The organism is Bacillus paranthracis (genome assembly GCF_024296885.1).
GTDB classification, from domain to species: domain Bacteria; phylum Bacillota; class Bacilli; order Bacillales; family Bacillaceae_G; genus Bacillus_A; species Bacillus_A paranthracis.
In genome coordinates this window covers 3905816-3923554 of record NZ_CP101135.1, presented here as the reverse complement: position 1 = coordinate 3923554, position 17739 = coordinate 3905816, and the positions used below count along the sequence as shown (strand labels likewise).

22 protein-coding genes and 1 pseudogene are annotated in these 17739 nt (G+C 35.7%); 19 read left to right on the top strand and 4 right to left on the bottom strand.

Going from position 1 to position 17739, the window contains the following annotated elements:
* The first annotated feature begins 8 nt into the window (after positions 1-8).
* The 11 genes from NLJ82_RS20230 (at position 9) to NLJ82_RS20180 (ending at position 9177) form a co-directional block, all read left to right on the top strand.
* On the top strand, positions 9-1322 hold the full coding sequence (locus tag NLJ82_RS20230) for a dihydrolipoamide acetyltransferase family protein (RefSeq protein ID WP_000257653.1): 1314 nt from the start codon (positions 9-11) through the stop codon (positions 1320-1322).
* Positions 1323-1663: 341 nt separating this feature from the next.
* Positions 1664-2842: an FtsW/RodA/SpoVE family cell cycle protein gene (locus NLJ82_RS20225; protein WP_000831195.1), complete on the top strand. Its 1179-nt coding sequence runs from the start codon at positions 1664-1666 to the stop codon at positions 2840-2842.
* A gap of 107 nt (positions 2843-2949) precedes the next feature.
* On the top strand, positions 2950-3654 hold the full coding sequence (locus NLJ82_RS20220) for a DUF421 domain-containing protein (RefSeq protein ID WP_000550968.1): 705 nt from the start codon (positions 2950-2952) through the stop codon (positions 3652-3654).
* A gap of 69 nt (positions 3655-3723) precedes the next feature.
* A complete protein-coding gene (locus NLJ82_RS20215; protein WP_000542556.1) occupies positions 3724-4182 on the top strand; it encodes an NUDIX hydrolase in 459 nt (152 codons plus the stop codon).
* A 143-nt stretch (positions 4183-4325) separates the two neighbouring features.
* Positions 4326-4739, top strand: a complete 414-nt coding sequence (locus tag NLJ82_RS20210; protein ID WP_001998211.1) for a BrxA/BrxB family bacilliredoxin — start codon at positions 4326-4328, stop codon at positions 4737-4739.
* A 295-nt stretch (positions 4740-5034) separates the two neighbouring features.
* The gene (locus tag NLJ82_RS20205; protein ID WP_000735474.1) at positions 5035-5814 is read left to right on the top strand and encodes a transporter substrate-binding domain-containing protein; all 780 of its coding nucleotides are present in this window, start codon (positions 5035-5037) and stop codon (positions 5812-5814) included.
* A gap of 36 nt (positions 5815-5850) precedes the next feature.
* A complete protein-coding gene (locus tag NLJ82_RS20200; RefSeq protein ID WP_001046921.1) occupies positions 5851-6510 on the top strand; it encodes an amino acid ABC transporter permease in 660 nt (219 codons plus the stop codon).
* The gene (locus NLJ82_RS20195) at positions 6503-7225 is read left to right on the top strand and encodes an amino acid ABC transporter ATP-binding protein (protein WP_000590218.1); all 723 of its coding nucleotides are present in this window, start codon (positions 6503-6505) and stop codon (positions 7223-7225) included. The genes NLJ82_RS20200 and NLJ82_RS20195 overlap by 8 nt, the downstream gene beginning before the upstream one ends.
* Before the next feature lie 100 nt (positions 7226-7325).
* A complete protein-coding gene (locus tag NLJ82_RS20190) occupies positions 7326-8294 on the top strand; it encodes an aromatic acid exporter family protein (RefSeq protein WP_000472680.1) in 969 nt (322 codons plus the stop codon).
* A 16-nt stretch (positions 8295-8310) separates the two neighbouring features.
* Positions 8311-8871 carry a L,D-transpeptidase gene (locus NLJ82_RS20185; protein WP_001146558.1) on the top strand — a complete coding sequence of 187 codons (561 nt, stop codon included), beginning with the start codon at positions 8311-8313 and terminating at the stop codon, positions 8869-8871.
* A 66-nt stretch (positions 8872-8937) separates the two neighbouring features.
* Entirely contained in the window at positions 8938-9177 is a 240-nt protein-coding gene (locus tag NLJ82_RS20180) for a DUF3894 domain-containing protein (protein WP_000281163.1), read from the top strand.
* A gap of 72 nt (positions 9178-9249) precedes the next feature.
* Here NLJ82_RS20180 and prli42 read toward each other — a convergent pair whose 3' ends face one another.
* Positions 9250-9342: a stressosome-associated protein Prli42 gene (prli42, locus tag NLJ82_RS20175; RefSeq protein ID WP_000549038.1), complete on the bottom strand. Its 93-nt coding sequence runs from the start codon at positions 9340-9342 to the stop codon at positions 9250-9252.
* A gap of 190 nt (positions 9343-9532) precedes the next feature.
* Here prli42 and NLJ82_RS20170 point away from each other — a divergent pair, with 190 nt between their 5' ends.
* Together NLJ82_RS20170 and NLJ82_RS20165 are read left to right on the top strand one after the other, a co-directional pair.
* Positions 9533-10078 (top strand): GNAT family N-acetyltransferase, encoded by a 546-nt coding sequence (locus NLJ82_RS20170; protein ID WP_001993297.1) that lies wholly within the window; start codon positions 9533-9535, stop codon positions 10076-10078.
* Positions 10079-10205: 127 nt separating this feature from the next.
* On the top strand, positions 10206-11324 hold the full coding sequence (locus tag NLJ82_RS20165; protein ID WP_000609811.1) for a tripeptidase T: 1119 nt from the start codon (positions 10206-10208) through the stop codon (positions 11322-11324).
* A gap of 43 nt (positions 11325-11367) precedes the next feature.
* Here the strand turns inward: NLJ82_RS20165 and NLJ82_RS20160 are convergent, their stop codons facing one another.
* Positions 11368-11568, bottom strand: a complete 201-nt coding sequence (locus NLJ82_RS20160) for a hypothetical protein (RefSeq protein WP_000842869.1) — start codon at positions 11566-11568, stop codon at positions 11368-11370.
* A gap of 144 nt (positions 11569-11712) precedes the next feature.
* Here NLJ82_RS20160 and NLJ82_RS20155 point away from each other — a divergent pair, with 144 nt between their 5' ends.
* Together NLJ82_RS20155 and NLJ82_RS28805 are read left to right on the top strand one after the other, a co-directional pair.
* Positions 11713-12951, top strand: coding sequence for a DNA polymerase IV (locus NLJ82_RS20155; RefSeq protein WP_001208843.1), 1239 nt, complete (start codon positions 11713-11715; stop codon positions 12949-12951).
* A 58-nt stretch (positions 12952-13009) separates the two neighbouring features.
* Positions 13010-13144: pseudogene (locus NLJ82_RS28805) on the top strand (DNA polymerase IV); the annotation flags it as partial.
* Positions 13145-13176: 32 nt separating this feature from the next.
* Here NLJ82_RS28805 and NLJ82_RS20150 read toward each other — a convergent pair.
* Positions 13177-13428 (bottom strand): DUF3932 family protein, encoded by a 252-nt coding sequence (locus NLJ82_RS20150; protein ID WP_000656491.1) that lies wholly within the window; start codon positions 13426-13428, stop codon positions 13177-13179.
* A gap of 189 nt (positions 13429-13617) precedes the next feature.
* On the opposite strand from NLJ82_RS20150, the gene rnz reads away from it, so the two are divergent.
* From rnz to sdaAA, 4 genes are all read left to right on the top strand, one after another.
* Complete coding sequence (gene rnz, locus NLJ82_RS20145) at positions 13618-14541, top strand: ribonuclease Z (RefSeq protein ID WP_000397447.1); 924 nt, start codon at positions 13618-13620, stop codon at positions 14539-14541.
* Positions 14542-14918: 377 nt separating this feature from the next.
* Positions 14919-15176 (top strand): hypothetical protein, encoded by a 258-nt coding sequence (locus NLJ82_RS20140; protein WP_042469397.1) that lies wholly within the window; start codon positions 14919-14921, stop codon positions 15174-15176.
* A 79-nt stretch (positions 15177-15255) separates the two neighbouring features.
* A complete protein-coding gene (sdaAB, locus tag NLJ82_RS20135; protein WP_000877446.1) occupies positions 15256-15915 on the top strand; it encodes an L-serine ammonia-lyase, iron-sulfur-dependent subunit beta in 660 nt (219 codons plus the stop codon).
* An 18-nt stretch (positions 15916-15933) separates the two neighbouring features.
* Positions 15934-16812: an L-serine ammonia-lyase, iron-sulfur-dependent, subunit alpha gene (gene sdaAA, locus NLJ82_RS20130; protein WP_000489463.1), complete on the top strand. Its 879-nt coding sequence runs from the start codon at positions 15934-15936 to the stop codon at positions 16810-16812.
* A gap of 50 nt (positions 16813-16862) precedes the next feature.
* Here the strand turns inward: sdaAA and proI are convergent, their stop codons facing one another.
* Positions 16863-17702: a pyrroline-5-carboxylate reductase ProI gene (gene proI, locus NLJ82_RS20125; protein ID WP_000027267.1), complete on the bottom strand. Its 840-nt coding sequence runs from the start codon at positions 17700-17702 to the stop codon at positions 16863-16865.
* Between the last annotated feature and the right edge of the window lie 37 nt (positions 17703-17739).

Below are 17739 nucleotides of genomic sequence, written 5' to 3'. Positions count from 1 at the left end.
GACTATACATGGCTGTAGAAAATATTACAATGCCTCAGCTCGGGGAGAGCGTTACAGAGGGTACAATTAGTAAATGGCTCGTTAATGTTGGCGATCACGTAAACAAATATGATCCGCTTGCAGAAGTAATGACTGATAAAGTAAATGCTGAAGTACCATCTTCTTTCACTGGTATTGTGAAAGAGTTGATCGCTGGTGAAGGTGATACGTTAGCTGTAGGTGAAGTAGTTTGTGTGATTCAAGTAGAAGGCGCAGATGAAGTAGCAGCAACAGCTGTTGAGGAAAAAACAAAAGAAGAACCAAAGGCAGAAGTAGCTACGCCTGAAAAAGCACCGAAAGCAAAACAACCAACTGATGGAAAACCTCGTTTTTCACCAGCTGTGTTAAAACTTGCAGGTGAACATAACGTTGATTTAGATCTAGTAGAAGGTACGGGAGCAAACGGCCGTATCACTCGTAAAGATATTTTAAAGCTAGTGGAATCAGGAAATATTCCGCAAGCAGGTGCGGCGAAGAAAGAGGAAGCGGTAGTAGTAGAAGCGCGTCCGGAAGCACCAAAAGCAGCGCCAGTAGCACAAAAAGTAGAAGCTGCGAAACCAGTTTCTGTACCAACAATGCCTGGCGATATCGAAATTCCAGTAACAGGTGTACGTAAAGCAATCGCAGCGAACATGTTACGTAGTAAACACGAAGCGCCACACGCTTGGATGATGATTGAAGTAGATGTGACAAACCTTGTTTCATACCGTAATTCAATTAAAGGTGATTTCAAAAAACGCGAAGGCTTTAACTTAACGTTCTTTGCTTTCTTCGTAAAAGCAGTAGCACAAGCGTTAAAAGAGTATCCTCAAATTAATTCAATGTGGGCTGGCGATAAAATCGTTCAGAAGAAAGATATTAACCTTTCTATCGCTGTTGCGACAGAGGACGAACTATTTGTACCAGTAATTAAACACGCGGACGAGAAGACAATTAAAGGTATCGCTCGTGAAATTACAGAACTTGCAGGAAAAGTACGTACGAAATCGTTAAAAGCGGACGAAATGCAAGGCGGAACATTTACAATTAATAACACAGGATCATTCGGTTCTGTTCAATCTATGGGTATTATTAATTACCCACAAGCGGCTATTTTACAAGTTGAATCAATTGTAAAACGCCCAGTAATTATGGAAAATGGTATGTTCGGTGCTCGCGACATGGTTAACTTATGTTTATCACTTGATCACCGTGTACTAGATGGTTTAATTTGTGGTAAGTTCTTAGGACGTGTAAAAGAAATTTTAGAAAATACGTCAGAAAATAATACATCTGTATATTAAATAAAAAGCTCGCTTATGCGAGCTTTTTATCATCTTATTTCTTCATCTACATCCTACTATATGTATAATACCTTTCCCAGTAATCTTACAATGAACCATTATGTATTAGGAATTTATGAAAATACATTGCTGATATATGGTATATGGATATAAAATAAGAAAAGAATAATTTTTTTGGCAAATCTTACTGACGAAACTGTAGTATAATATATTGTATTGTATGAAAAAGAGAGTTATTCTATATAAGTGTTTTATAGATAATGTGTAATCAGTCGTCAAAACATGAAGAATGTTGACTCCTGGTTTTTTATTTTGCTGTAACAATGTTTCAGGAGGATGTCATGAAAAGAAGTACCGAGTTTCTAAAAAGTTTAGATGTAAAATTAATATTAATTTTGTTTGCATTATGTGTCACGAGTATAGCTGCTATATATAGCAGTCAGCAAACTGGTCAATATGGAGAGGCAAACTTTGCGATGAAACAAGGTTTGAACTACATAATTGGGGTTGTATTGTTATTGCTTGTTGCAAGCATCGACTTAGATCAATTACAAAAATTGTCTTGGCCACTTTATATCGTTGGATTTGCTTCACTTATTCTTTTGAAAATACTACCGGTTTCCACTTTCACACCTGAAAAATTAGGTGCAAAAAGATGGTTTGTATTTCCGTTAGTTGGACAAATTCAGCCATCTGAGTTTTTCAAAATTTCATTGCTTCTCGTAGTAGCAAGTATAGCAGTGAAACATAATGCGCAGTATATGGCAAGGACATTTCAAACGGACTTAAAATTAGTAGGTAAAATTATGCTAGTATCCCTCCCGCCTATGGCTGTTGTATATAGCCAACCGGATACGGGGATGGTGTTCTTATACGCTGCTGCCATTGCATGTATTTTATTTATGTCAGGTATTCAGAAGAAATTGATAGCGTTATGTACAGTTATTCCAGTCACCATACTATCCACGTTAATATTTATTTACGTAAGGTATGAGGATTTCTTCTTTAATAAGTTAGTTACGCTACTAAAACCGCACCAACAATCACGTATTTTAGGTTGGTTAGATCCATTTGAACATACAGATCAAGGTTATCAAACACAGCAATCAATTTTAGCTGTAGGTAGTGGCGGTATGGAAGGGAAAGGGTTTGGCGAAGGGAATGTTTATATCCCTGAGAAGCATACAGACTTTATTTTCGCTACAATTGCCGAAGAAGGTGGATTTATCGTAGCAGCGTTAGTTGTATTCTTGTTCTTATTACTACTATATAGAACAATTATTATCGGTTATTCTGCTGATAATTTATTCGGTACATTATTATGTGCTGGATCGATTGGGATATTAACGGTTCAAATATTCCAAAATATCGGTATGATCGTTGGATTAATGCCTGTAAAAGGGATTGCATTACCTTTCTTATCGTATGGGGGAAGTTCCTTGTTCTCGAATATGATTATGATGGGTCTCATATTATCGGTACGAAAAACGTATAAAAAGTATATGTTTTCCGTTAAGTAAAAAAAGCTGGTTCGTTTTTAAACGAACCAGCTTTTTTACATATATACTCATAAACGTTGCAAACTAAAACAGAATAGCAGTTTGAGACGGGTAAGGAGTGCAAAGTGATGCATATGCATATTTTTGAAGGAGCACGGCATCTTTCTAATAGTGAATGGGTTATTCGGGCTATTATAGCATACATATTTTTAATATTAGTTGCGAAAGCGATGGGGCAAAGGTCCATCGCACAACTTCGCTTTTTAGATGTTGTATTGGTGTTATTGCTTGGCGGGAATATTTCTAACGCATTGTCTGATGAAAAAGTAGGATTAATGGGCTCGATGATTACAACGTTTATACTCGTTGTACTTCATATTATAAGTTCAGTTTTAATGTTGAAATGGGATAGATGGAGACGCTTTTTAGAGCCAGCACCTATCATTCTTATACACAACGGCTCCATTGATTTTAGCAATTTGAAAAAAGCGAGAATTACCGTGGAATATTTATTTTCAGAACTTCGTATGCGAAATGTGAGCGATATTCAAACAATCAAATTAGCATTATGGGAAGCGAACGGTGTCGTTTCTATATTTCGGTATCCAGAATATGAGGCAGTTTCCCGACTTGATCTAAAAGTGGCAGGAAAAAAATCTCCAGTTTCTTTTGTATTAGTAAAGGATGGGAGCATTCAGCAAGATGTTCTTGCTTTATTAGGGAAAACAGAAGAATGGGCGAGAGAATTTCTAGAGAAAAACGCAGAAGTTGAATCCATTTTGTTAGCTACAGTTGATGAAACACATAAAATAAATATTTTGTTAAAAAAATGAAAAATATACGCATTTTGTCGTTTCATACATATGATACAATAGTGTGGACAACGAAAAAGGAGGGATACGATGGGATATGTAGAAGAATTACGGAAAATAGTTGGTCATCGCCCTTTAATTTTAGTTGGTGCTGTTGTACTCGTTATAAATGAAAATAGATATGTATTATTACAACAAAGAACAGAGCCTTACGGAAAATGGGGGCTGCCTGGCGGATTAATGGAGCTTAGTGAATCACCAGAAGAAACTGCTTTTCGTGAAGTATACGAAGAAACAGGAATAAAGGTGAAGAACCTACGATTAATCAATGTGTTTTCTGGAGCGAACTATTTTACAAAATTAGCAAACGGTGATGAATTTCAATCTGTAACGACCGCTTATTATACGGACGAATACGATGGAGATTTTGTTATGAACAAAGAAGAAGCGGTTCAGCTTAAATTCTTCCCACTAACAGAACTACCTGACTATATTGTTGGGTCGCATAAAAAAATGATTGCTGAATATATGAAGATTATGGAAAAGTGACAAAAAGGTGTTAGAACAGGGTTCTAACACCTTTTCTATATCCAAATAAAAGTAAACTTACTTGTATTTCATAAACATTAACTGGTAAGATACAAATAGGTAGTTTTAGAGGAGGGAAAAGATTGATTAATTTTAACTTTTTTATGAATGATGTTGTCCGCCAAGCGCGTGAAGAGATTGTCTCTGCTGGATATACAGAATTGACAACGCCAGAAGCAGTAGACGAAGCGTTTAAAAGAAATGGAACAACACTTGTAATGGTAAACTCTGTATGTGGTTGTGCAGGCGGTATTGCTCGTCCTGCTGCTGCGCATTCTGTACATTATGATAAACGTCCTAACCACCTTGTAACGGTGTTTGCAGGTCAAGATAAAGAAGCGACAGCAAGAGCTCGTGAATATTTCGAAGGGTATCCACCATCTTCTCCATCATTTGCTTTATTAAAAGATGGAAAAATTGTAACGATGGTAGAGCGTCATGAAATTGAAGGTCATGAACCGATGCAAGTTATTGCAAAACTACAATCGTATTTCGAAGAGAATTGCGAAGAACTATAATCAGTGGAGGTGGTTCATCCCAACTGATTATAAGTCCTTATAAAAATAAATGAAAAGGCGGTACGTCCACACTCAAGTGGATATACCGCCTTTTTTTATTTCGTATTAAAATTTGTGGGATATGCATAGTTTTGTTATTTTATGCATCTTTTTATACACGGATAACTGTATTTTGACTTGTTTTATATTTATTTTTATTTTATATATTGCATAAAAATAAAAGTGCTGATACAATACAAACATCGAATAAATATTCTATTAAACTTTTAAATATACATTATTAGGGGGAAGAAAGATGAAGAAGTTATTATCAATATCGTTTGCACTTATTTTAATTGTAAGTATGTTTAGTGCTTGTAGTAATGGGGAAGAAAAGGCTACTGGAAAAAATAAAAAAGTACTTGTTATGGGGACTTCAGCAGATTATAAACCATATGAATACGTAGAAGCTTCAAAGAGTGATGAAATTATCGGCTTTGATGTTGATGTTGCTAAATATATCGGAAAAGAACTTGGTTATGAAGTGAAAGTGAAAGATATGGATTTTGGTGGTTTATTAGCATCTCTTAGCTCAGGAAAAGTTGATTTCGTAATGGCAGGTATGACGCCAACTGCAGAGCGTAAAAATAATGTTGATTTCACAGATATTTACTTTGTTGCGAAAAACATGGTCGTTTCTAAAAAGGACTCTAACATTAAATCTGTAGAGGATTTAAAAGGGAAAAAAGTAGGGGTACAAACAGGATCTATACAAGAAGAGAAAGCAGCAGAATTTAAAAAACAAGTAGATTTCAAAGTTGAGGGACGTGACCGTATACCAGAAATCGTACAAGAAATTAAAGCTGGTCGTTTTGATGCTGCAATTATAGAAGACACAGTTGCTAAAAATTATTTAGAGAAAATGAAAGAGTTACAAGGAATTGAAATTAAAGAAGCTCCAGAAGAAGTTGGAGCAGCAATTGCCCTTCCGAAAAACAGTGATAAAACAGCAGAATTTAATAAAGTAATTAAAAAAATGCAAGAAAATGGAGAAATGGATAAATTAGTGAAGAAATGGTTTGGCAGCGAAAAATAAGCTGCCTTTCACTTTTCTGTGAGGGGAATGAAAAGAATGAACTTAGATTTTTCGGCGATTACGCCTTCGATACCATATATATTAAAAGGTCTAGAAGTTACTTTGAAAATTGTAGCAGTATCAGCTTTAGCAGGGTTTCTTTTAGGGACGTTATTAGCACTTTGCAAAATTGCTAGAATACGAGCATTAAATATAGCGGCAGATCTTTATACATCAATTTTCCGTGGTACACCACTTGTATTGCAATTAATGATTATTTATTTCGGTGTCCCGCAAATAATTGGTTATGAAATACCGGCATTCTTAGCAGCTGTACTTGCATTTAGCTTAAATTCAGGTGCATATATGTCAGAAGTAATCCGTGCCGGCATTCAAGCGGTTGATAAAGGACAAACAGAAGCGGCGATGGCTTTAGGAATTCCATACGGAAAAATGATGCGAAATATCATTTTTCCTCAAGCTTTAAAAAATATATTACCGGCACTTGTAAACGAGTTTGCGACACTTACGAAAGAATCGGCTGTAGTAACAGTAATAGGAGCAACGGATTTAATGCGTCGTGCTTATATCGTAGGCGGGGAGACTTTTAAATACCTTGAACCATTACTTTTTGTTGGACTCATTTATTATATGCTAGTCATTATTCTTACATTAGTCGGGAAGGCAATTGAAGGGAGAATGAAGAAAAGTGATTAAAATTGAAAACCTTCATAAATCATTTGGAAAAAACGAAGTATTAAAAGGGATTACAACAACGATTGAAAAAGGGGAAGTAGTAGCAATTATTGGACCGTCTGGATCAGGGAAATCAACATTTTTACGTTGTATGAATGTGTTAGAAGCACCGACAAATGGTCACATTTGGATTGGAACGGAAGAAGTAACGAATCCAAAAACGAATATTATGCACGTTCGTGAAAATGTCGGAATGGTATTTCAGCATTTTCACCTATTTCCTCATATGACTGTATTAGAAAATATTACGTATGCTCCTATCAATGTAAAAGGAGTAACGAAACAAGAAGCTGAAAAGAAAGCCGAAAAACTTTTAGAAAAGGTCGGCTTATTAGATAAAAAAGATACGTATCCAAATCGTCTTTCGGGAGGACAAAAGCAACGTGTAGCAATTGCAAGAGCGTTAGCAATGGAACCAGAAGTAATGTTATTTGATGAACCGACATCAGCACTAGATCCAGAGATGGTAAAAGAAGTGTTAGAAGTTATGAAATCATTAGTTACGACAGGAATGACAATGGCGATTGTTACACATGAAATGGGATTTGCAAAAGAAGTAGCAGATCGTGTTCTCTTTTTAGATGGTGGAAAGCTTGTAGAAGATAGTGCGCCAGCAGAATTTTTTGCAGCACCGAAAAGTGAGCGTGCGCAACAATTTTTACAAAAGATATTGTAATATGTAAAGGTTACGTGAATAATAAGTAGAAAAGGATGACATTGTGTCATCCTTTTTTTATACTAACTGTAAATACGTTTATACATATAGGAGCAATGATATGTTCAAAATTGGATACCGTACAGTAAAAACAGCAATAGGGACAGGCGCAGCCGTTTTTATTGCACAGTTATTAGGGTTGGAATTTTATAGTTCAGCGGGTATTTTAGTTATATTATGCGTACAAAATACGAAACGTAAATCACTTCAAGTGTCGTTACACCGTTTTTTAGCCTGTGTATTATCAATGGTGTTCGCGTTTTGTATTTTTGAAACAATTGGATATACACCACTAGCAATTAGCGTACTATTACTTACGTTTATTCCGACTGCAGTCATGTTTAAAATTCAAGAAGGTATTGTTACGAGTTCAGTTATTGTGATGCATCTATATTCATTGAAACAAATTACATGGCTTATTGTTGGGAATGAAATTGCGATATTAACGATAGGGATTAGCGTGGCTCTATTAGTAAATATGTATATGCCAAGTAGTGAAAATAAGCTAAAAGAGTATCAAGGTAAAATAGAAAATAATTTTAAAACGATTTTGTTTGAAATGGTTGTATATTTACGAAACCGAGAAAGTAGTTGGAGCGGGGCAGAACTTATTGAAACTGAACAGATGCTAAATGAAGCTAGAGATTTATCGTTTAAGAAACTTGAGAATGCATTTATGCGAGAAGATGACTATTACTATCGCTATTTCAATATGCGTATGCAACAATTCGAAATTTTAGAGCGAATGATTCCGTTAGCAGCTTCTTTATCATGGACATATGAACAAGCGGACATGATTGCGGATGTGGTTGAAAACATTGGAAATGCTATTAGCCCTCAGAGTACCGGGGTTATTTCTTTAAGGCAGCTTCAAGAAATGCGAGAATTATTTAGAGATATGCCATTGCCGGCTACACGTGAAGAATTTGAGATACGTGCGAAACTTGTTCAACTTGTATACGAAATGGAACAATATTTACTCATTAAAAGTCGCTTTAAAGGAAAGGATAATATAAAAGAACTTATATAGAAGGTAGGAATTATCTATGCCGTATCTTCTCTCTTTCCTATTATGTCTTTCTTTATCGCCTATTTGGCCTCTTGGTGATAATCCGCGTGCCGGTGATCCTTTCATTATTGTAAATAAAGCGACGAATAAACTAGCTTATATTGACGATGGAAAGATTCAAAAGGTTTTTCCAGTCGCGACAGGAAAAACAAATGAATTAACCCCAGAGGGAACTTTTGATATTGTAATGAAAGCAAAGGACCCATATTATATTGCGAAGAATATTCCTGGGGGATCACCGAAAAATCCACTTGGATCTAGGTGGATGGGATTTAATGCAAGAGGAACTGATGGGAGTAAATATGGAATACATGGAACAAACCAACCGAGTTCAATTGGAAAGTATATTTCACAAGGATGTATAAGAATGAAGAAAAATGATGTGGAATATTTATTTGATCGCATTCCAATTGGAACGAAAGTATGGATTGTAAAATCGAAAAAGTCATTTCAGCAATTGGCAAAAGAAAAAGGAGCCATTGCATATGAAAAAGTCAACGAAAAAGTTGGCTTTTTCTATTGTAATAAGTTGTCTTGACATGTGTACATAACCATGCGTTAATGAGAGTATAGAAAGATAAAATGAGATAAAGGGGTTGCTCATATGTACTTGAATCCAAAACTTTCGTATATGCAGTTTTTTATGGGATTTCTATTTATTATTACATTCATATTGGCAACTTTTAATATATGTTCTTATCTTGTAGCGATTGTATGTATGGCATTACTCAATCTTACTTTTGTTATTGGGGCATTTCAGCAGAAACAATATACAAGTTTTGTGATAGCACTTGTAATGTCATTTTTCTTTAGTATTGTAGCGATTGTGCTTTACATAAAATAAACCATCTCGATTTCGAGATGGTTTATTTTATTATGTGTAAAAAGTAAAAAAAGGACGAACAGATCGTCCTTTTTACCAAAACATACTTGCGCCAGCAAGTAATGTTGTTACAAGCATAGAAATTAGCATTACATAAATCATAACTTTTTGAGCTTTTTTATGCATCGTTAAACCTCCTTGCAAATCAGTACAATATCATTGTAACGAGAAATGATATTGTGGACAAGGGGGAGAGAAATGACAAAATTCGAGAAGTGTGTGTAAAGTATAACAGGAAATTTGTATGTACGTAGAGAATATATAAGAATGATAGGGTATAAGTTTTTTGTTATGCAAGCTGAAGAATGGAGATACGATGATGAAAATATATGAAACAAATCGTTTGCATTTAAGGGAAATTGATGAGTCGTATGCTGAAAAAGTTCTTCAATATTACGACAGAAATCGTGAATTTTTAAAAGCCTGGGAAGAGTATAGACCGGATGATTTTTTTACGTTAGATTATCAAAAGAAAAAGTTACAAAAGGATAGAAAAGAGATCGCAGAAGGTAAAATCATCAGACTTTGGATTTTTAAAAAAGGTGATGATACGAAAATAATTGGATGTATTTCATTTAATTTAATTGTTCGTGGAATTTACCAATCTTGTGTACTCGGCTATAAATTAGATAAGGAAGAGTTAAACAAAGGTTATACGACAGAAGCGCTTAGAAAAGCGATTCAAGTTGCTTTTGAGGAATTTCAATTACATCGTATAGAAGCACCGATTATGCCACGAAATTTAGCATCTATACAAGTCGTAACGAAGATAGGTTTTCAGTATGAGGGCGTGTCTAGGAAGATGTTAATGGTTAATGGAGTGTGGGAAGATCATATGCGCTGGGTATTGTTAAATGAGTAATAGAAAGCAGATGGTTATCTAGACATATAAACCGTCTGTTTTTTGTCTTGTATTTCGAAACTTTTGCGAAATTCTGTTATAATTAATAGTGTTACATACATAATGGTAGTGCAGGAGGCGCAGTCTTATGATTAATCAAGAACGTTTAGTAAATGAATTTATGGAGTTAGTACAAGTAGATTCTGAAACGAAATTTGAAGCAGAAATTTGCAAAGTATTAACAAAGAAATTTACAGATTTAGGTGTAGAAGTATTTGAAGATGACACAATGGCTGTTACTGGGCATGGTGCAGGTAACTTAATTTGTACATTACCAGCAACAAAAGATGGTGTTGATACAATTTACTTTACTTCTCATATGGATACAGTAGTTCCTGGTAATGGAATTAAGCCTTCTATTAAAGATGGATATATCGTATCAGATGGTACTACGATTTTAGGTGCGGATGATAAAGCGGGATTAGCATCCATGTTCGAAGCAATCCGTGTTTTAAAAGAAAAAAATATCCCTCATGGTACAATTGAATTTATTATTACAGTTGGAGAAGAATCTGGTCTTGTTGGTGCAAAAGCATTAGATCGTGAGCGCATTACAGCGAAATATGGTTACGCGTTAGATAGCGATGGGAAAGTTGGCGAAATCGTTGTTGCAGCTCCAACACAAGCGAAAGTGAACGCGATTATTCGCGGGAAAACAGCTCATGCTGGTGTAGCACCAGAAAAAGGTGTATCTGCAATTACTATCGCAGCGAAAGCAATTGCGAAAATGCCACTTGGTCGTATTGATTCTGAAACAACTGCAAATATTGGACGTTTTGAAGGTGGTACACAAACGAATATCGTTTGCGATCATGTACAAATCTTTGCAGAAGCGCGTTCTTTAATCAATGAAAAAATGGAAGTACAAGTTGCGAAAATGAAAGAAGCATTTGAAACAACTGCAAAAGAAATGGGCGGCCAAGCAGATGTTGAAGTAAAGGTTATGTATCCAGGATTTAAATTTGCTGATGGCGATCACGTTGTAGAAGTTGCAAAACGCGCAGCTGAAAAAATTGGTCGTACACCTTCTCTTCACCAAAGTGGTGGCGGAAGTGATGCAAACGTAATTGCTGGACACGGAATTCCAACAGTTAACTTAGCAGTTGGTTATGAAGAAATTCATACAACAAACGAAAAGATTCCTGTTGAAGAATTAGCGAAAACAGCAGAATTAGTTGTTGCAATCATAGAGGAAGTAGCGAAATAATATAACAAAAAAGCGTGTAAATCAATTGTGATTTACACGCTTTTTACTTTGATTCGATTGCTTTTACAAGGCGGATAAGCCAATACAAGAAAATCCATGGCAGTATGTAAGTTGTTACTACATGGACTAGACGAGGAAAGAAACCAGCTATGTTTATATCAAATATAGGAAGAAGTAAATAATTGATTGCGACGATTAGTATAATTATGAGAAACGTATAATTGAGTTTATCAGTTGATTTCATAATAATCACCCCTAATTACAAAAATATCCACTTCATTTAAATTATAGCAATAAATATGATGGAAAAGAACAAGTAATAATTATAATTATTGTGCAAAATTTGCTATAATAAAAGAACGAACGTTCTGATTAGGGGGTGAGTACTATGCGAGAAATGTATCCAAAAAAAGGTCGTGTTATTTTACATGTAGATATGAATTGTTTTTTCGCATCTGTTGAAATTGCTCATGACTCATCGTTACAAGGGAAGCCGTTAGCGGTTGCTGGAAATGAAAAAGAAAGAAAAGGAATTATCATAACATGTAGTTATGAGGCGAGAGAATATGGAATACGTACAACGATGCCACTTTGGGAAGCGAAAAGGTTATGTCCGCAATTAATTGTAAGGCGCCCTAATTTTACATTATATCGCGAAGCTTCATTTCAAATGTTTCAAATTCTTTCCCGTTTTACGGAAAAAATACAACCAGTCTCAATAGATGAGGGATATTTAGATATTACAGATTGTTACGCACTCGGTTCGCCTCTTGAAATAGCAAAGATGATTCAGCAAGTGTTATTAACAGAGTTACAGTTGCCGTGTAGCATCGGAATTGCTCCAAACCTTTTCCTAGCAAAAACAGCTTCTGATATGAAAAAGCCTCTCGGTATTACCGTGCTCCGAAAACGAGATATTCCAGAAATGATTTGGCCGCTTCCGGTTGGAGCGATGCATGGAATTGGAGAAAAAACAGCTGAGAAATTAAAAGATATTCATATACAAACAATTGAACAGTTAGCAAAAGGAAATGAACATATCATTCGCGCTAAAATTGGAAAGCATGGTGTTGATTTACAAAGAAGGGCAAAAGGTGTGGATGATAGAGAAGTTGATCCGAGTCAAATGGGACAACATAAAAGCGTTGGTAATTCGATGACTTTTTCAAAGGATATGGATGAAGAAAAAGAATTACTTGATATGTTAGAAAGGCTATCAAAATCAGTGAGTAAAAGATTACAAAAGCGAACTCTTGTCAGCTATAATATTCAGATTATGATTAAATATCATGATAGGCGGACAGTAACGAGGAGTAAGCAATTGAAAAATGCCATTTGGGAAGAACGAGATATTTTTCAAGCGGCCTCTCGTTTATGGAAGCAACATTGGGACGGCGATTCCGTTCGTTTATTAGGTGTTACAGCTACTGAAATAGAGTGGAAGACTGAATCGGTGAAGCAATTAGATTTGTTTTCATTTGAAGAAGATGCGAAAGAAGAGCCGTTACTTGCTGTCATTGATCAAATTAATGATAAGTATGGAATGCCGCTTTTACAACGAGGTAGTCAATTATTACGTAAGCAAGAAAAGTCTTTTCAGCAAAAATTAGAAAATAAGTTTATGTAGAAGGTGTCATGAAGCTGTACATATCATGACACTTTCTATTTTTATAAAAATAGAAAGTGTCGTTTTTGCACTACAAGCAAAACAATTATTTAATAATAACTCAAGTAAAAAGATAATTTTAGATGAATTTGATTTAAGTATGTATACAAATTTTTTGACGGAATATGCCGATTTGCTAAATAAGTATAAATAAAAAGCACTGTAACCAGTGCTTTTTACGATAGATTAAGAGATTGTATGATTTTCAAAAATAACAATCTCTGAGTTATTTGCTGTTGAAACACGTTGTGCATAATATGTTAAAGCTGAAGAAATATATGTTGGTAACGAATCATTTGTATGTGTTGTTGTATATTCATGGATTAATTCTTTCAAAGTCGTCCATTCTAATTGTGCTGGGTGATCAGACACGAAAGAACTTACCCAGCGATCAAATGAAGACGAAAAATCAGTTTGTAAACGAAATGCTTCTTTCATAATAAAACGCTCCCTTAAAATGTAGTATAATCATTTTAACATAAAACACGAACGATATCCAAACTTTTTGAGTATAATGTTCGTGATATATAGTTGTCTAGATGATTGGTTATGTAAATTCGATTTGCCATTTGAAATAACATTCCGTAAGATGAAAGGTAGATTATATAAAGAGCTGGAGGAAAGAAAGTGGAATTTGTATTTTTAGGAACTGGTGCAGGTGTTCCTTCGAAAGGAAGGAACGTTTCAGCAATTGCTTTGCAATTGTTAGAAGAACGAGGACAAACTTGGTTATTTGATTGTGGCGAGGCGACGCAACATCAAATATTACATACATCAGTACGTCCACGCCGCATTGAAAAAATATTTATTACGCATTTACATGGTGATCATATTTTTGGATTGCCTGGCTTATTAGGAAGCCGTTCGTTTCAAGGAGGGACTACACCTTTAACAGTGTATGGACCAAAAGGAATTAAACAATTTATTGAAGTAGCATTATCAGTAAGTACGACACATGTAAAATACCCACTTGAAATTGTTGAGATAACAGAAGAAGGTACCGTGTTTGAAGATAATGAATTTCATGTGGAAACGAAAAGATTGTCACACGGTATTGAATGTTTTGGGTATCGTATTATAGAGAAAGATATACAAGGCGCCCTTTTAGTCGATAAATTGCTGGAGATGGGTGTGAAACCAGGTCCACTCTTTAAGCGTTTAAAAGATGGAGAAGTGGTTGAATTGGAAAATGGTACGATACTAAACGGACAAGATTTTATCGGCCCACCTCAAAAAGGAAGAATTATTACCATTTTAGGTGATACAAGATTTTGTGAAGCGAGTAGAGAGCTGGCACAAGACGCTGACGTACTAGTTCATGAAGCAACTTTTGCGGCAGAAGATGAACAACAAGCGTATGATTATTTTCATTCCACATCTAAGCAAGCTGCGAGTATTGCACTTCAGGCAAATGCAAAACGATTAATATTGACTCATATTAGTTCTCGTTATCAAGGGGATACGTATAAGGAATTATTGAAAGAGGCAAGAGAGCTATTTTCTAATACAGAAATAGCAACGGATTTAAAATCATTTCCAGTAGAAAGATAATAATGATATGAAAAAATGGCGACGAGAGGTTGCCATTTTTTTTTCTAAAAAAATTAAAATAAAACTGTTATCATTTTATGCTTATATTAGATGAAACAGAAAGTTTTAATGATGTGAAAATATAGGATAAAAATACATAGTATCGATTATTTAGAAAAACTGTTATATAAGTCAGACGACATACGAATGATACAAATAGCAAAAATGGATTTTTATTCAGAACTTTTAAAATTCATTAAAAGTAAGCGTTTTATTAAAAACAAGTTATAATGAGGGCAGATTATAATTTATCCCATTTTAATGGGCAGTAAGACTCTACCTCAAAATTCGCGAATGCGAGGAATTTAAGCGAGAGATAACTGCTCGTAAAAGCACGATTGTTGTGGGCTAATAATTATTGGGAATGGACAAAACTCCCGCTGATTATAGTTTCACTTGTTTATGCTATGCTTGTAAGGGGTTCTGTGTTAAACTTTGGATTGCTACAAGACTTTACTGTAGATTATCTTATATTATGTGTAAATGAAGGTAATACTAAGTTTCTTATTTCATATTATAACTGGTATTATTTCAGGATATATCGCTTCACTGTTATTCAAAAACGATCCAATTCGTACAGCGGGACAAATTCGTAGTACAACTGGAAAAGCAACCGATTTGGTAGCTTAATAGAATAGTAAAAAATTTTTTCATAGAGGTTTAGGGGGAGTTATGATGAAGTATCGCTCAGTATTTGATATTATCGGTCCAGTTATGATTGGTCCATCAAGTTCACATACAGCAGGCGCAGCAAGAATGGGGCAAGTTGCTCGCCAGCTGTTTCGTCATGAACCAGAAAGAGTAAGCATTTCATTATATGGATCATTTGCAAAGACGTATCGTGGGCATGGTACAGATGTAGCGCTAATAGGTGGGATATTAGGGTTTGAAACAGATGACTTACGTATTCCAGAGGCGCTAGAGATAGCAAAAGAGCGCGAAATTGAAGTGGAATTTATTGAAGAGGATGCCAATGCACCTCACCCAAATACAGCGAGAATTCGTTTGTATAAAGGTGAAGAAGAAATTGAAGTTGTTGCTTGCTCAATTGGTGGCGGTAAAATTGAAGTTGTAGAATTAAACGGATTCGATCTTCAATTATCAGGCACGAGTCCAGCACTACTTATTGTAAATAACGATCGCTTCGGTGCTATTGCAGCAGTAGCTTCAATCCTTGCGAAACACGAGATTAACATTAGTACAATGAGTGTTTCTCGTAAGGAAAAAGGAAGAAGAGCGCTTATGGTCATCGAAACAGATGAAATATTAGCAGATGAAGTGATTGAAGAAATAAAAGCGCAACAAAATATTTGTCAAGTAACTATTATGGAATAATTGCAGGGGGGACACACCATGTTTCGGAACGCAGCGGAACTAGTGGCGCAAGCTAAAGAACAAAATGTAAAAATCGCAGAAATTATGATTCAATGTGAAATGGAAACAAGAAGTATTTCACGTGAAGAAGTAATTGCTGGTATGGAAAAGAACTTAGTCGTGATGGAGCAAGCGGTAGAACGTGGTATTCGCGGAGTGAAATCACCAACTGGTTTAACTGGTGGAGATGCTGTAAAAGTTCAGGCGTATATGAAGAGTGGAAAAGGCTTATCTGGAGATACGATTTTGGACGCAGTGAGTAAAGCTGTTGCAACAAATGAAGTAAACGCAGCGATGGGAATTATTTGTGCAACACCAACAGCAGGGTCTGCTGGAACAGTGCCAGGTGTACTATTTGCACTAAGAGAAAAATTGCAGCCTACACGTGAAGAAATGATTGAATTCTTATTTACAGCGGGAGCTTTCGGTATGGTTGTTGCGAATAACGCTTGTATTTCTGGTGCAGCGGGAGGATGCCAAGCTGAAGTTGGTTCAGCAAGTGGAATGGCAGCTGCAGCTGCAGTTGAAATGGCTGGTGGAACACAAGAGCAAGCAGCTACAGCGATGGCAATTTCATTAAAGAACATGCTTGGTTTAGTATGCGATCCTGTTGCAGGACTTGTAGAAGTACCTTGCGTAAAACGTAATGCAGCAGGAGCTGCAAATGCGATGATTTCAGCTGATTTAGCATTAGCTGGTGTAACGAGTACTATTCCATGTGATGAAGTAATTGAGGCGATGTTTAGAATCGGACAAACGATGCCAGTAGCACTTCGTGAAACAGCTGAAGGTGGACTTGCAGCAACACCGACTGGTCGCCGTCTGCAAGAAGAGATTTTTGGGAAGACGAATAACTAAAAATATATGTTTATAAAAAATGGAGCTCAAGTAAGATTGAGCTCCATTTTTTATTTTTCTTTTGTTAATTGTTCTAACGTTTTCCCAAGGTTATGTGATCGTTGCGCTGCCTGTGTAATACAGGAAATAAGCGCTTGTTGAAATTGGTGTTCTTGTAATACTTCAATGCCCGCTTCGGTCGTTCCACCAGGAGAGGTAATTTCCTTTCGCAAAATAGACGGGTGTTTTTCACTTGCTTTTAGCATTTCAGCAGCACCAATCATCGTTTGGAGAATAAGTGACTTTGCAACATCTTCTTTTAAACCGATTTTTTTTGCAGCTTCTTCCATCGCTTCTACTACGTAATAAATATAAGCAGGCCCGCTTCCGGATAATGCAGTGACAGCATGCATCTCTTCTTCCTCTACAACAGAGACGAGACCGATCGTTTCAAATAAAGCTATGGCAGTTTGAATATGTTCCTTTGTTGCATGTTTTGAAGATGAGATAGCAGTAGCTGATTTTAAAATAGCTGCAGATGTATTTGGCATGGCACGAATAATCGGAACGTCTTTTTGAAGTAGATTTCTAATTGAATGAGTAGAAACACCTGCTAATAACGAAATAATAAGCAGGTTATTATGTATGTCTTCTTTAAAAGGGGTAAGCGCTTCTGCAACATCTTTTGGCTTCATTGCTAGAAAAAGAATATTTGTATTAGTAAGTAGTTCTTTTTTATTATGTGTACCTTTGACACCGTATTTGTTATGTAGCTCCTGTAACCTTGTCTCATTAGAACGATTACTTACAGTAATTTGTTCGCCTTTCACAACATTTGCATGTAACAAGCCACCAATAATCGCTTCAGCAATAGAGCCCGCACCGAGAAAGGAAATGTTTTGAATAGACATGATGTTCCTCCTTTAATTTTGGTTAGAAATTCTTATA